The following is a 12,347-nucleotide window of genomic DNA, read 5'->3' as shown; positions in this document are numbered from 1 at the left end:
GGAGGCAATGGAGCCCGCGCTATCCAGGAGAAACCAGGCCACTACTCCCGTCAGAACGGTCTTGCGCACACCCATCTCGCCCTGAGACCGGCGCGGTTACCGGCCAGCGTGTGAACGTCGAAATAGCGCGTGCAAAGTTGTCTTCAGGAAGCTGACATGGCAGGCTTTCTGCCGATCTCCCGGAGGGCCGAGCAATGCCACTGCCAAATCCCGTGATCCTGGTGCCCGGCATAACCGCGACCGACCTGCGCGATCTCTATGAGTTCCCGCCGCAGTTGATCTGGTCGCTTACCCGCAATGAATACAATCGCGCGGGCCTGCATCCACAGGACAGGCGCTACGAGGGCGAACTGCCGGCCCAGGTGAGGCCCGATCAGGTCTTTGACATCGCTTACAAGGAGATGGTGCTGGATCTGCGCCACGATCTGACGGAACACGCCGATCAGCCCGTGCCGGTCTATATCTTCGGATACGATTGGCGTCAGCCGCTGGCGACTTCCCAGGTTCAGCTGCGGGCCTTTATCGAGGAAGTCGTCAACAAGACCGCCCTTACCCGCCACTATTTCGCGGACGGTTACACGCCGCAGAGCAAGGTCAACCTCGTCGGACATTCCATGGGCGGTCTGGTGATCGCCGGCTATCTGGCTTCGACAGGCAGGCAATCGGGAGTAGAGCGCGTCGCCACGATCGCAACACCCTTCAAGGGGTCATTTCAGGCCGTCGAGAAGATCGTCAAGGGTACGATGAACCGTCGCGAGCGGGAGGCTTCCAGACTGACGCCCGCGCTCTACCACCTGCTGCCCAGCTTTACCCGGGGCGTCACGATTGATGCGGCGCTGCCTCAGACCGACATGTTTGATGAGCGCCTGTGGCAGGCCAGCGTGGTGGACACCATCGGCGAGGCGCTGCGGCTGCGGGGCTCGGGCGCGCCAGCCGACGCGGCGGAGATTCTCCGGGACATGCTGGCCCAGGCCAAGGCTCACCGCGCCTCGGTCGACGGGCTCAATCTGGCGAATTGCGGGCTCACGACAGACGACTGGCTCTGCATCATCGGCATCGGGGCCAAGACCCAGGTCGCCATGGACATCAAGCTCGATAAGGGCGCGCCCAGGTTCGTCCTGGACGCGCCGGGCATGATAGACAAGAAACCGACCCGCGGCTGGCGCACAGGCGACGGCACAGTTCCCTATGAAGGCGCGCTCCCCAACTTCCTGCAGGAAGCCGACACCGTCATCCTCTCCAACAAGGATTTCGGGCCGCTGGAACTCAAGGACAAGCTGCTCGATGCCGTAGCCGCGCTCCACGGCATCCTGCCCAACATGAACAAGCTCCAGAGCATGCTGGTGCAGCACCTGCGGTAGGGTTTGGCGAAGTGCTTCCGCCTCGGGCAGGCGCCAGTCAGCCGCTACGACGTCGGGACCCAGGTCCTGGCCGGGCATTCTTGTGCACGTTCATCCGACCCTCTCCTGAGACCCTGTAGCTTCACAACCACAGTTTCCCCGGTCTGGGTCGGATGGACAACCTATTGAGAGCTCACAGCTAGAGCTGATCCAGCCCGTAAGCAGCGTGCAGGGCGCGAACCGCCAGCTCGGTATAGGCTGCGTCGATCAGGACGCTGATCTTGATCTCCGACGTCGAGATCACCTGGATGTTGACGCCTTTTTCGGCCAGGGCCTGGAACATCGATTTGGCGACGCCAGTGTGGCTGCGCATGCCGACCCCGATCACCGAGACCTTGGCGACGTCATCGTTCACCTGCACGTCCTCAAAGCCGATCTGCGGCTGGGCGGCGCGGACAATCTCGACAGCGCGCTGGGCGTCGCGCTTGCCGACGGTGAACTCCATATTGGCCGTGTCGGCGGTGCGGGCCTTGGACTGGACGATCATGTCCACGTTCACATTGGCGTCGGCCAGGGCGCCGAAGATCGTTGACGACACGCCCGGATGATCCGGCAGGCCAAAGAGGCTGATCTTCGCCTCGTCGCGGCTATAGGCCACGCCGCTCACGATCCGCTTCTCCACGATGTCCTCCTCGTCGCACACGATGGTGCCCTGGCCCGGCGCTTCGCCCGGCTCGACAAAACTCGACAGCACCCTCACGGGCACCTTGTAGGCCATGGCCAGCTCGACCGAGCGGGTCTGCAGCACCTTGGCGCCCAGCGACGCCATCTCCAGCATCTCTTCGTACGAGATCCGCGCAAGCCGGCGGGCCTTGGATTCGATCCGTGGGTCGGTCGTGTAGACCCCGTCCACGTCGGTATAGATGTCGCAGGGCGCGCCAAGCGCCGCCGCAATCGCCACGGCGCTGGTGTCAGAGCCACCCCGGCCCAGCGTCGCGATGCGCCCGTCGCGCGTGACGCCCTGGAAGCCCGCGATCACCGCGACCTGACCGGCGTCCAAAGCCGCGCCCAGCTTTTCGGGCGGAATGTCGTCGATGCGCGAGCGGCCATGGGCGTCGTCCGCGATGATCGGAATCTGCCAGCCCATCCAGGAGCGGGCGGGAACGCCCATGTTGCGCAGGGTCATGGCCAGCAGGCCAGCGGTCACCTGCTCGCCGGAGGCCACCACCACATCGTATTCATCATCGGATGACGGCAGGCCGGGGGCCGCGGCGCCGGCGCCATCGGTCCAGGCCACCAGCTCATTGGTCTTGCCCGACATGGCCGAAACCACGACGGCGACCTGGTGGCCGGCCTGCACTTCGGCGTTCACCAGTCGCGCTACGCGGCGGATGCGTTCCAGGTCGGCCACCGAAGTGCCGCCGAATTTCATGACCAGCCTGGACATGGGCTCTGGCTACGTACCCTCATTGCGTCGCCCCCGAAGGGCGGAGCCTTCTAGCGACGGTGAGGCCGCGCTGCAATGTCTCCGGCCTTTGGACATGCGCCGCGCGGTTGCTAGAAGGGGGCATGAGTTCGCCCGACGCCGCCCGTTCCAGCATCGATCCTGCCGAGGTCGAGCGCTTCTCGCGCATCGCCGCCGAATGGTGGGACCCGCGCGGTAAATTTGCGCCCCTGCACAGGTTCAACCCGGTTCGCCTGGCCTTCATCCGTGATCAGGCGCTGTATCGCTTCCGGCGCGACGCCAACGCACGCCGACCGTTTGAGGGCCTGCGCCTGCTGGACATCGGCTGTGGCGGTGGCCTGTTGTCGGAGCCGATGACCCGCCTGGGTTTTCAGGTGACGGGCGTGGACGCCTCCGAGCGCAATATTGGTACGGCCTCGGCTCATGCGGCGGAGCAGGGGCTATCCATCGACTACCGCGCCTCCACAGCTGAGGCCTTGGTTGCGGCCGGTGAGCCGCTCTTCGACGTGATCCTCAATATGGAGGTGATCGAGCATGTGGCCGATCCGGGCGAATACCTGCGGTCCTGCGCCAGTCTGTTGAAGCCCGGCGGCCTGATGATTGTGGCCACACTGAACCGTACGCTCAAGGCGATGGCTCTGGCCAAGGTGGGGGCGGAGTACATCCTGCGCTGGCTGCCCATCGGCACCCATGACTGGAACAAGTTTCTGACGCCTGACGAGCTGCGTGGTTTCCTGGCCACGGAGCCGGTGACCGTCGACGGCCCGTACGGTGTGGTCTTCAGCCCGTTCACCGGGAAATGGACGGAATCCAGTGATGTCGGCGTGAACTACATGATGACGGTGGTGCGCGACGCGGCCTAAGTCTGTGTCCGACGAGGAGTTTCGATGCCATCTCTACGCGTGCTCAATCACGCTTTCCGAGCCTGGCGGCGCAATCGCGCCTGGGCCAAGCATGAGCCTGAAACCCCTTTTCTCGCTGACCTCTTGTCGGGCGCGCCGACTTGCCTGCACGTGGGCGCCAGCGATGGTCGCCACTCCTATGTGATGACGCAGGTGGCTCCCGAGGCTGTCATCTATGCCTTCGAGCCCTCGGCCTTTGCTTTCGAGGTGCTCAAGCTCGGCATCGCCTGGCACCGCATGGGCAAACAGGTCACCGCCGTCCACGCCGCTGTGGCGGACAAGCCGGGCGAACTGATGCTGGTCACGCCCAAGAAGTCGTCGGGGCGCATGGGTCGGGCCTACGCCTATGTCGCCGAGACGAAGCCGAATGGCCCGGCCAGGCCCGACCTCGAAGATACCGGCATGGAAACCCAGATGACTCCGGTGGTCACGCTGGACGCTTTCTGCGCCGACCACGGCATTGACCGCGTCGATTTCATTCGCATGGACATCGAGGGAGCCGAGCAAAGGGCGCTGGAAGGCGCCGCCATGATCCTCGATCGCGATCACCCCCATGTCCTGCTGGAAATCCATCCGCCGATGCTCCAGGCCCGGTTCGGCGGATCCGGCGAAGCGGTGGTCGATCTGTTCCTCAAGCGCGGCTACCGCATGTTCGCGCTTGACGGCGTCCGGCTCGAGGAGCGCACCACCCTGGTCGCGGACCTGCCATGGAAGGACTACTTCTTCATCCACCCGTCGCGCGCAGCGCGGCTGCCTGATGGCGTGTTCAAGGCGCGGATGGCGTCGTGAACGGCGACGACCTCGACGGGCTGATGCTCTTCGACGGGGTTTGCAACCTTTGTTCCGGATCCGTCGCGCTGGCGATCCGGATGGACAAGAAGCAGGCGTTGAGGTTTACGCCCCTCCAGTCGCCGTTCGGGAACATGCTGGCGGTTCGCTACGGGCTAAGTCTCGAAAACCCGGACAGCTTCATCTTCTTCGACAACGGCCAGGCGCTTCAGGGGTCTGATGCGTTAATTGCACTGGCGCGTCGCCTTGGACGCCCCTGGTCCTTTGTCACCGTTTGCCACGTCCTGCCCCGACGCTGGCGGGACGCCGCCTATCATCTGCTGGCCCGAAACCGCTATCGCCTGATGGGCAAGCGGGACAGCTGCATGACGCCAACGGCAGAGCAACGGGCGCAGTTTCTACTCGACGTGCCGGATTGAGAGTCCTGCTGCCTTGCAGTCATGACCTCGCGGGTAATGGCCACGCCTCTGCCAGCTGAACTAGGTTTCTCGCCAACAAAGGAGAACGACATGTCCGGTTTCTGGCGCGCCTGGTTCATGAGCTGGTGCCTCTCCATCGGGATTTTCGGTGTCGTACTGGCCGGCGGGGCCTTCGAAGCCACAGGTGCGCCGGTCAGTCTCCTGTTCTCTCTGCTCCAAGGGCCCAGCGAGATCGTCTGGAACGCGCCCATGCGGTTCAGCCTCGGGGTGATGGGCGGCGTCTCGATCGGCTGGGCGGTGATGTTGACCCTGGTGGTGCGCGCGGCGATTGCGGCAGGAGAGGCGGGCCGGCCGCTCTGGAATGCGGTTTCAGCCGGGATGGCGGCGTGGTTTGTCATCGACAACATCCTCTCGGTCGCCACCGGTTTCGCCATGAATGTGGCGCCCAACACCTTGCTGGCCGGCATGTACCTCGTCGGCCTCATCGGAAGCGGCGCTCTCAGGCGAACGGCGTCGGCCTGAGCCCGGACTGCGCTGATCGGCAGAAACTCACCGATGACTTGCAAGGTAATTGCACGGCTCTCGTATCGGCCTGACTGTCAAACTCAAGACACCCAAGGAGACAACCTGTGGCCGCTGACTCTTCCCCCATCGAGATTGTCCGCCAGTTCATGAAACTCATGGAGCCCCTGAACTATGACGAGGCCCTGAAACTCGTCTCGGCCGATTGTGAGTACGTCAATCCGCCGCCCATCGGCACGGTTCGCGGACCGACCGGCATTCGCGCCGTGCTTGAGCCGTTTTTTGGACCGACCACCGAGAACGAGTTCCGCGTCCTTCGCTCCGCCGCGTCTGGCCCGGTTGTTCTTCTGGAGCGGCTTGACCGGCACCTGTTCGGCGACAAGTGGGTGGAGTTGCCCGTCACCGGCGCTTACGAGGTCCACAACGGCGTGATCACCTACTGGCGCGACTATTTCGACTACGCGACGATCGCGGGACAACTGCCGACGGGGTAGGGCGGCCCGAAAGCCGCCCGCCTGGTCTTCAGGCCTTGGCCTCGGCGGCCGCATGCGCCGCGGCTGCGGCCGCCATCATCTTCTCGAAGGCGCCGCTGCGGATAAGCTCGCGGCGCTCTTCAAGACCCCGGTGCAGTTCCACCAGCACCCTGGCGGCGTGATCATTGGTCTGGATCGCCGCCCAGTAGGCGGCGACGTTGGCGTTGGCCGGGATGGGATTGTCCATGCCCGTGGTCTGCAGCACGTTCTCGACCATGAACAGGCCGGGCACGATCGCGCAGTCGGCCATGGTCAGGCGGCCCGAGCAGGCGAAGCCATCCTTGCCGATCATCCGGTCCAGGGCCTTGATGTTGCGCACCACCTGGCCGCCCAGCAGGTCGACGATGCCCTGGTTGCGGGTGGCAGCCCGGCCCTGGGCGGACAGCATGAACATGTTGTTCATCAGATAGATGTCGCCGATCCGGGCCAGGGTGCGGATATGCGCCGTCTCGCGCGGCGTGGCGCCCAGCATCGAGGGTTCGGGATAGATCTCCTCCAGATACTCCGCGATGACGTCAGACTCCGGCATCAGGTCGCCGTCTATATCCAGCACCGGGATGCGACCAATGGGGTTGGTCTCTCGAAATTTCGGCATCCCGAAATCCGCCGGCCGCTCCAGTGTGATGTCGGTAATGCCCTTGGCGTAGATCTGCAGGCGCACGCGGGCGGAATAGGGGCTCAGGTCCCCGGAATAGAGCTTCATCATGGTCAGGCGCTCCCCTGCGCGGCGGGTGAAGTGATGCGCCCGGTTGACCCGGAGGCGTTTCCACCGCGGACCCTAGACGTGATACCCCGGCGCCTCAAACTGATGTTATCTGGCCGTCCTGCAATGGAGGCTTTGAATGACCGCCTGGGCGTCCGGGACCCTGTCGATCACTGGCGGCTACCTGACCTATCACCGAACGGGCGGGGGCGGCCCTGCGCTGGTGCTGTCGCATGGCCTGACTGACAACGGGCTTTGCTGGACCCGGTTGGCGCGCGCACTGGCGCCGAATTTCGACGTGATCATGCTGGATGCCCGCGGGCACGGGCAGAGTTCGAGAATCCCTCCGGGCGATCCGGGTGAGCCAGGCGAAGACATAGCCGCAGCGATCGACCTGCTGGCTCTGAGGTCGCCCATTGTCATGGGGCATTCTGTCGGCGCCCGCGCCACGGCCATGTTCGCCGCCGCCTATCCTGGCCGGGCCGCCCGGGTGATCCTCGAGGATCCGCCGTTGGCGCCGCTTGTCGACCCTGCCGCCGCCGAACGACGCCGCAAGCGCTTTCGCGAGCAGGTGGGGAAGTTTCGCACAATGTCGCCTGATGAAATCACGGCCATGGGCAAGGCCCAGTCGCCCGGCTGGCACGCCGACGAGTTCCCCGCCTGGACGCTGTCAAAGCAGCAGGTCGACCCCGAGGCCATGCCGGACTACCGCACGCCCTGGCAAGAGACATTTGCAGCGATCACGGCGCCCACCTTGTTGATCCACGCCGATCCGGCTCTGGGCGGCCTCGTCACGCCCGAACTCGCGGAGGAGGCCCGTGGGCTCAACCCGAGCATCCGTACGGTCCAGATCCCGAACGCCGGCCACAACACGCGGCGGGAGAATTTTTCGGACTATCTGGCGGCGGTGCGGGGGTTTCTCGGGGAAATGTAGGCGCCGTCCTGCGTTTGGCGGCGCTGGCGTCCGTCGCGCCAGCCAAATCCTTCAGACCGAGGAACAATCCTTTGCGGTCCATGATTCTCACCCGGCTGGACACTGTCCGGTTCAGGACCTGTCGAACGCCTCCATCCGCACCCAGTCGTTGAGTTCGAAGCTCCACGCCGCCAGTTCGACGTAGCCATGGCCGCCTTCTGTCATGAAGGCCTCGACCTGCGTTCGCAACGTCTCGGGGTCATGGGCCGTAACCTCCCGCGGGGCATCAGGTTTGCCCCTGTCACGCCAGCCGCGCAGGGCGTAGGCGGCGTCGTAACCCTTCAGCGGCTCCATGCCTTTTGATCCCCAGTTACGGTCCGGTGCGGCGGCGACGACACAATCTGCCCATCTGTCGAAACCATGACCAATCGCCAACGAACGTTTGCCCAGAACCGTGCGTTACTGACCGCAGTTCGGACTGCCCACAACAGGATATCTCGGTGGCCGGGAGACGACCCAAGGGTTTGCTGGTGATGGGATGTGCCGCCATCGATGCAGCCGCTCGCGGTCGCGCCGAACATGCCCCTACCTCGGCGGACTATCCCGAGCACCTGGTTCGCCGCACGAGCTTTGTTTCCGGCGGTCATCATGGCTGGCGCATCTCGGCCGAACTACGGAAGGAAGAACGCCGTGGCCGCAGCGAACCCGATCACGACCAGCCAGGGCGGCAGCTTCGCGACGGCCAGAAACACATAGGCCGCAGCGACCAGCGCCCAGTCGGCGGGGCGTCTGACAGCCGTCATCAGAACCGGATCCCAGAGCGTCGCGGCCAGCACGCCGACGACTGTAGCGCCCACCCCTGCCGACAGCGCCCGCGCCCAGGCCTCCGTGCGAATCCGCTCCCAGTACGGGAGTACGCCCGCCACCAGCAGCAGGCCAGGCAGGAACGTGGCGAACAGGGCGATCACGCCGCCCACAGCGCCGCCCGGCCCGTAGCCCTGGGCAGCGCCGACAAAGCCCGCAAAGCTGAAGAGAGGCCCAGGCAAGGCCTGCATCACGCCATACCCGGACAGGAACGCGTCCAGGTTCAGCCAGCCACGCCCCACAGCCTCCCGCTCCAGCAGCGGCAGTATGAGGTGATCGCCGCCGAACGTCAGCGAGCCCACCCGGTAGAATACGCTCGCCAGCCCAAGTCCGGGATTGGCCAGGACGCTGGCCAGGACAGGCAATCCGATCAGCAAAACGGCGAAAAGGCCCAGCGCGATAGCGCTGCCGCCGGCCTCGGACCCGGGCTTATCGGAGTCTCCGGCGCCGGCATCGGTGGGTTCTCTCAATAGCCACAGTCCCGCCAGCCCGCCCCCGAGCAGAACGCAAATCTGGGCAAGGGGACCGGTGGCGACGATCAGGCCCAGACACGCACCGATGGCCAGGCCTGCACGCACCGGACCCACAGCCAGGGTCCGGGCCATCTGCGCCACGGCCTGAATCACGACGGCCGCCACGGCTACCATCAGCCCGTACATCCAGCCGTCGCCAATATGTCGGGTAATGTCAGGCAGAAACACCGCCAGCGCGATCATCAGGCTGGCCCCCGGCAGGGTGAAGCCCGCCATCGCGGCCAGCGCTCCGGCGACGCCAGCCTGTCGAAGGCCGATCGCCATGCCGACCTGGCTGGACGCGGGACCCGGCAACACATGGCAGAGCGCCACGAGGTCGGCGAATCCAGCTTCGGAGATCCATCCCCGCTTCTGGACAAACGCACGGTGAAAGTAAGCCAGGTACGCTGACGGGCCGCCAAATGCCGTCAGACCCTGGATCAGAAACGCCAGAAAGACCTCAAAGGCCGTGGCGGTCTTCGTGGGGGGCGGGGCTTCCATGACCCCTAGATGAAAGTGCTCAGCGACGATGTCGACCCGTTTCTCGGATAAGGGCTTTCCAGCGCCATCTGAACGGCGATAAGAATTCGGCACAACTCACGAAGACCAAGGGGAAACGCCATGAAAGCTGCTGTCCTGCGCGAAGTCGGCAAGCCGCTCCAGATCGAAGACGTCCAGATCAACAAGCCCGGCCCGCACGAAGTGCTGATCCGCACAAAGGCTGCCGGCGTCTGCCACTCGGACCTGCATTTCATCGAGGGCAAGTATCCCCATCCGCTGCCCGCCGTGCTGGGTCACGAGAGCGCGGGCGTGGTCGAGGCGATCGGGTCGGAAGTGCGCACCGTCAAGGTGGGCGACCATGTGATCACCTGCCTCTCGGCCTTCTGCGGCCACTGCGAGAGCTGCCTGACCGGTCGCATGAGCCTTTGTGTGTCGTCCGACACCAAGCGCGGCAAGGAAGACGAGCCGCGCCTGTCCACCCCGACCGGCCCGATGCTCCAGTACCTGAACCTGTCGTCCTTCGCCGAACAGATGCTGATCCACGAGCACGCCTGCGTCGCGATCCGCAAGGATATGCCGCTGGACCGCGCCGCGCTGATTGGCTGCGGCGTCATGACCGGGGTTGGCGCGGTGATTCACACCTCCAACGTTCGTCCCGGCGACACGGTCGCGGTTATCGGTTGCGGCGGCGTGGGTCTTGCCGCCATCAATGGTGCGGCGATCGCTGGCGCGGGCCGGATCATCGCCATCGACATGTCGCCGGGTAAAGAAAATCTGGCCAAGTCCATGGGCGCCACCGATTTCGTCATGGGAGGTCCGGACGCGGTCAAGGAGGTCATGGACCTCACCGGCGGTGGCGTGCAGCACTCCTTCGAGGCCATTGGTCTGTCTGTCACCGCTGAGCAGTCCTTCAACATGCTGCGCCGCGGCGGCACGGCCAACATCATCGGCATGATCCCGGTCGGCCAGATGATCAGCCTGATGGGCGCCGCCTTCCTGGGCGAAAAGCGCATCCAGGGCTCGCTGATGGGCTCAAACCGCTTCCCGGTCGACATGCCGCGCCTGGTGGATTCCTACATGGCCGGCAAGCTGCACCTGGACGACATGATCTCGCGGCGCATCCGACTGGACCAGGTGAATGAGGCCTTCGAGGAAATGAAAACCGGCGCGGTAGCGCGCTCGGTGATCGTGTTCGACTGATCCGACGGCCTGATCGAGTTTCTGGAACGCCCGGCCGCAGGTCGGGCGTTTCTTTTTGGCGCCTACCCTGCCTGCTTCGTCTGCAGTGATTTGAGATAGAGAATGATCGCCTGCACGTCGGCAGGCTCGAAGCGAAACTCAGGCATCAACGGGTGGCCGGTCAGGATGCCCTCGGCCAGCGCTTCCGCCAGGACTTCCGGGTCATATCGCTTGTGCAACTCACGAAATCTGGGCGCGGCCGGCAGATGGCTATCTCCCGTGTTCGAAACCGCGTGACAGCCACCGCAATGGCGACGGAGCAGGGTTTCCCCCCGATCCGGTGTCGCTGCCGAAACAGATGCTGACGTGGCCCCAAGCAGGCCGCCCAGAACCAGGCCCATGAGTTTCGGCGAATACGACATGACCTGAATGAACCCTGGCGCAAGGTTCGACGCCTTGAGCTAGGTCAAACCGTTGGTGCTCAACGGGATTTCGGCCGCATCACCAGCCACGGCGTCGGCCGCTGCCGCCATTCCCAGACGGTCAGCAACTGGTCAAGGTGGTTCAGGTCCTTGACCCATTCCGGCGGCGCGTAGGCCTTGAAGTCCTGGTCAACGCGCAGGATCTCGTGGGTCGGCGAAAACCGCGTCGTCAGGGTTGCCAGCGTACCAGGCCGGTAGACGTCGTGGGTTTCGACGATGATGTTCATGCCCGCCAGCGCGGGTCCCCGCGCCGGGTCGAGTATGTCAACCTCGGCGCCCTCGGCATCCACCAGCACCAGCGCGCGCCGGCCGGCAAATTGCTGGAAGTCCTCGGGCCGCAATTCGCCGCCAATGACCACACGTTCCGCGACGCCATTTTTGGCGGCCATGCCCGCGCACGCGGCGCGGGCCGTTTCCAGAATGTCGAAGGCCTAGATGATCGTCTCGGGCATCCTCCGGGCCAGGCCCACCGCGTAGTAGCCCTCGGCGCACCCCACATCGATCACGCAGTCGAGGCCCTCTGCGATGAAGTCTTCGAAGTGAGGATGCAGCTCTGATTCATAAATCCCCAGCAGGCGCGCGATCAGCGCCCCTTCGGTGGCCGTGTCGACATATTTCATCCCCTTGAATGGGCCGCCGGACACCGTGGTTCCGCCGGAGTGGGCAATGAAGGTCTGGGCCAGCGCAATGGACCGCCACATGGCGGTAAGCCGCAGGATCCCGTTCAGCTGTTCAATGGTCGTCACGCCGTCCCAGCCGGCGACGCGATCGCGGATCATCCGGGCGGCCCGTTCGCGGGGCGTCTCGCCGGGCGGGTTGCTCACGGCCGGCTCGTCATTGCGCCGCCGGGAGCAGGTCCAGGGCGCGATCCGCAGGCCGGCAGAGGGCGACGCCCCTCGGCGATACCACGATCGGCCGTTCGACCAGCTTCGGGTCGGCCACCATGGCGGCGATCAGGACCTCATCGCTCACGCCAGGTCGGGTCAGGCCCAGGGTTTCGGCCTCGGTGCCCCGAACGCGCAGGATATCCCGTGCGGAGACGCCCATGCGGGCCAGCAGGTCCCGAAGCTGCGGCTTGGTCCAACCGGTCTTCAGGTACTCAACCACGACAGGCTCCACGCCATGCTCGCGCAGCAGCGCCAGGGTGTTGCGCGAGGTTCCGCAGCCCGGATTGTGATAGATGGTGACGTCGCTCATGTCGTTTTGAATAGCCGCTTGCACGG

At 64.9% G+C, this 12,347-nt stretch carries 16 protein-coding genes; 8 read left to right on the top strand and 8 right to left on the bottom strand.

The window, feature by feature from the left end; genetic code table 11:
- Nucleotides 1–194 precede the first annotated feature (194 nt).
- A complete protein-coding gene (locus ACIQ3B_RS00920; RefSeq protein WP_397399234.1) occupies nt 195–1,361 on the top strand; it encodes a lipase family alpha/beta hydrolase in 1,167 nt (388 codons plus the stop codon).
- Nucleotides 1,362–1,539: 178 nt separating this feature from the next.
- Here the strand turns inward: ACIQ3B_RS00920 and ACIQ3B_RS00915 are convergent, their stop codons facing one another.
- Entirely contained in the window at nt 1,540–2,787 is a 1,248-nt protein-coding gene (locus ACIQ3B_RS00915) for an aspartate kinase (protein ID WP_397399232.1), read from the bottom strand.
- 122 nt (nt 2,788–2,909) lie between these two features.
- On the opposite strand from ACIQ3B_RS00915, the gene ubiG reads away from it, so the two are divergent.
- The 5 genes from ubiG to ACIQ3B_RS00890 all read left to right on the top strand — a co-directional run bounded on the left by ubiG (nt 2,910) and on the right by ACIQ3B_RS00890 (nt 5,931).
- Nucleotides 2,910–3,668 (top strand): bifunctional 2-polyprenyl-6-hydroxyphenol methylase/3-demethylubiquinol 3-O-methyltransferase UbiG, encoded by a 759-nt coding sequence (gene ubiG, locus ACIQ3B_RS00910; RefSeq protein ID WP_397399230.1) that lies wholly within the window; start codon nt 2,910–2,912, stop codon nt 3,666–3,668.
- A 24-nt stretch (nt 3,669–3,692) separates the two neighbouring features.
- Nucleotides 3,693–4,496: an FkbM family methyltransferase gene (locus tag ACIQ3B_RS00905; protein WP_397399228.1), complete on the top strand. Its 804-nt coding sequence runs from the start codon at nt 3,693–3,695 to the stop codon at nt 4,494–4,496.
- A complete protein-coding gene (locus ACIQ3B_RS00900) occupies nt 4,493–4,915 on the top strand; it encodes a thiol-disulfide oxidoreductase DCC family protein (RefSeq protein ID WP_397399226.1) in 423 nt (140 codons plus the stop codon). Before ACIQ3B_RS00905 ends, ACIQ3B_RS00900 begins: the two co-directional genes overlap by 4 nt.
- 90 nt (nt 4,916–5,005) lie before the next feature.
- Entirely contained in the window at nt 5,006–5,437 is a 432-nt protein-coding gene (locus ACIQ3B_RS00895) for a hypothetical protein (protein WP_397399224.1), read from the top strand.
- Nucleotides 5,438–5,544: 107 nt separating this feature from the next.
- Nucleotides 5,545–5,931, top strand: coding sequence for a limonene-1,2-epoxide hydrolase family protein (locus tag ACIQ3B_RS00890; protein WP_397399222.1), 387 nt, complete (start codon nt 5,545–5,547; stop codon nt 5,929–5,931).
- Nucleotides 5,932–5,959: 28 nt separating this feature from the next.
- On the opposite strand, the gene ACIQ3B_RS00885 is transcribed toward ACIQ3B_RS00890, so the two are convergent.
- Nucleotides 5,960–6,676 (bottom strand): glutathione S-transferase family protein, encoded by a 717-nt coding sequence (locus ACIQ3B_RS00885; protein ID WP_397399220.1) that lies wholly within the window; start codon nt 6,674–6,676, stop codon nt 5,960–5,962.
- 136 nt (nt 6,677–6,812) lie between these two features.
- Here ACIQ3B_RS00885 and ACIQ3B_RS00880 point away from each other — a divergent pair, with 136 nt between their 5' ends.
- Nucleotides 6,813–7,607, top strand: coding sequence for an alpha/beta fold hydrolase (locus ACIQ3B_RS00880; RefSeq protein ID WP_397399218.1), 795 nt, complete (start codon nt 6,813–6,815; stop codon nt 7,605–7,607).
- A 111-nt stretch (nt 7,608–7,718) separates the two neighbouring features.
- On the opposite strand, the gene ACIQ3B_RS00875 is transcribed toward ACIQ3B_RS00880, so the two are convergent.
- A complete protein-coding gene (locus ACIQ3B_RS00875) occupies nt 7,719–7,940 on the bottom strand; it encodes a hypothetical protein (protein ID WP_397399216.1) in 222 nt (73 codons plus the stop codon).
- 317 nt (nt 7,941–8,257) lie between these two features.
- Nucleotides 8,258–9,463: a chromate efflux transporter gene (gene chrA, locus ACIQ3B_RS00870; RefSeq protein WP_397399214.1), complete on the bottom strand. Its 1,206-nt coding sequence runs from the start codon at nt 9,461–9,463 to the stop codon at nt 8,258–8,260.
- 120 nt (nt 9,464–9,583) lie between these two features.
- Between chrA and ACIQ3B_RS00865 the strand changes: the two genes are divergently transcribed.
- Entirely contained in the window at nt 9,584–10,663 is a 1,080-nt protein-coding gene (locus ACIQ3B_RS00865) for a Zn-dependent alcohol dehydrogenase (protein ID WP_397399211.1), read from the top strand.
- A gap of 62 nt (nt 10,664–10,725) precedes the next feature.
- Here ACIQ3B_RS00865 and ACIQ3B_RS00860 read toward each other — a convergent pair whose 3' ends face one another.
- Genes ACIQ3B_RS00860 through arsC form a run of 4 tightly spaced genes read right to left on the bottom strand, consistent with a single transcriptional unit; the run spans nt 10,726 to nt 12,321 of the window.
- A complete protein-coding gene (locus ACIQ3B_RS00860) occupies nt 10,726–11,064 on the bottom strand; it encodes a c-type cytochrome (protein WP_397399209.1) in 339 nt (112 codons plus the stop codon).
- Nucleotides 11,065–11,123: 59 nt separating this feature from the next.
- Entirely contained in the window at nt 11,124–11,513 is a 390-nt protein-coding gene (locus ACIQ3B_RS00855) for a hypothetical protein (protein ID WP_397399207.1), read from the bottom strand.
- A 42-nt stretch (nt 11,514–11,555) separates the two neighbouring features.
- On the bottom strand, nt 11,556–11,948 hold the full coding sequence (locus ACIQ3B_RS00850) for a hypothetical protein (RefSeq protein WP_397399205.1): 393 nt from the start codon (nt 11,946–11,948) through the stop codon (nt 11,556–11,558).
- A 10-nt stretch (nt 11,949–11,958) separates the two neighbouring features.
- Complete coding sequence (arsC, locus tag ACIQ3B_RS00845; protein ID WP_397399203.1) at nt 11,959–12,321, bottom strand: arsenate reductase (glutaredoxin); 363 nt, start codon at nt 12,319–12,321, stop codon at nt 11,959–11,961.
- Between the last annotated feature and the right edge of the window lie 26 nt (nt 12,322–12,347).

This window comes from Phenylobacterium sp. (assembly GCF_044358365.1).
Classification (GTDB): domain Bacteria; phylum Pseudomonadota; class Alphaproteobacteria; order Caulobacterales; family Caulobacteraceae; genus Phenylobacterium.
The sequence above is the reverse complement of the archived record's forward strand: the minus strand, read 5'-3'. Positions and strand labels throughout refer to the sequence as shown.

Excerpts from the sequence above, each read along its gene's own strand:
- ACIQ3B_RS00920 (WP_397399234.1), top strand. The coding sequence starts at position 195 with ATGCCACTGCCAAATCCCGTGATCCTGGTGCCCGGCATAACCGCGACC.
- ACIQ3B_RS00915 (WP_397399232.1), bottom strand. The coding sequence starts at position 2,787 with ATGTCCAGGCTGGTCATGAAATTCGGCGGCACTTCGGTGGCCGACCTG.
- ubiG (WP_397399230.1), top strand. The coding sequence starts at position 2,910 with ATGAGTTCGCCCGACGCCGCCCGTTCCAGCATCGATCCTGCCGAGGTC.
- ACIQ3B_RS00905 (WP_397399228.1), top strand. The coding sequence starts at position 3,693 with ATGCCATCTCTACGCGTGCTCAATCACGCTTTCCGAGCCTGGCGGCGC.
- ACIQ3B_RS00895 (WP_397399224.1), top strand. The coding sequence starts at position 5,006 with ATGTCCGGTTTCTGGCGCGCCTGGTTCATGAGCTGGTGCCTCTCCATC.
- ACIQ3B_RS00885 (WP_397399220.1), bottom strand. The coding sequence starts at position 6,676 with ATGATGAAGCTCTATTCCGGGGACCTGAGCCCCTATTCCGCCCGCGTG.
- ACIQ3B_RS00880 (WP_397399218.1), top strand. The coding sequence starts at position 6,813 with ATGACCGCCTGGGCGTCCGGGACCCTGTCGATCACTGGCGGCTACCTG.
- ACIQ3B_RS00875 (WP_397399216.1), bottom strand. The coding sequence starts at position 7,940 with ATGGAGCCGCTGAAGGGTTACGACGCCGCCTACGCCCTGCGCGGCTGG.
- chrA (WP_397399214.1), bottom strand. The coding sequence starts at position 9,463 with ATGGAAGCCCCGCCCCCCACGAAGACCGCCACGGCCTTTGAGGTCTTT.
- ACIQ3B_RS00865 (WP_397399211.1), top strand. The coding sequence starts at position 9,584 with ATGAAAGCTGCTGTCCTGCGCGAAGTCGGCAAGCCGCTCCAGATCGAA.
- ACIQ3B_RS00860 (WP_397399209.1), bottom strand. The coding sequence starts at position 11,064 with ATGTCGTATTCGCCGAAACTCATGGGCCTGGTTCTGGGCGGCCTGCTT.
- ACIQ3B_RS00855 (WP_397399207.1), bottom strand. The coding sequence starts at position 11,513 with ATGGCCGCCAAAAATGGCGTCGCGGAACGTGTGGTCATTGGCGGCGAA.
- arsC (WP_397399203.1), bottom strand. The coding sequence starts at position 12,321 with ATGAGCGACGTCACCATCTATCACAATCCGGGCTGCGGAACCTCGCGC.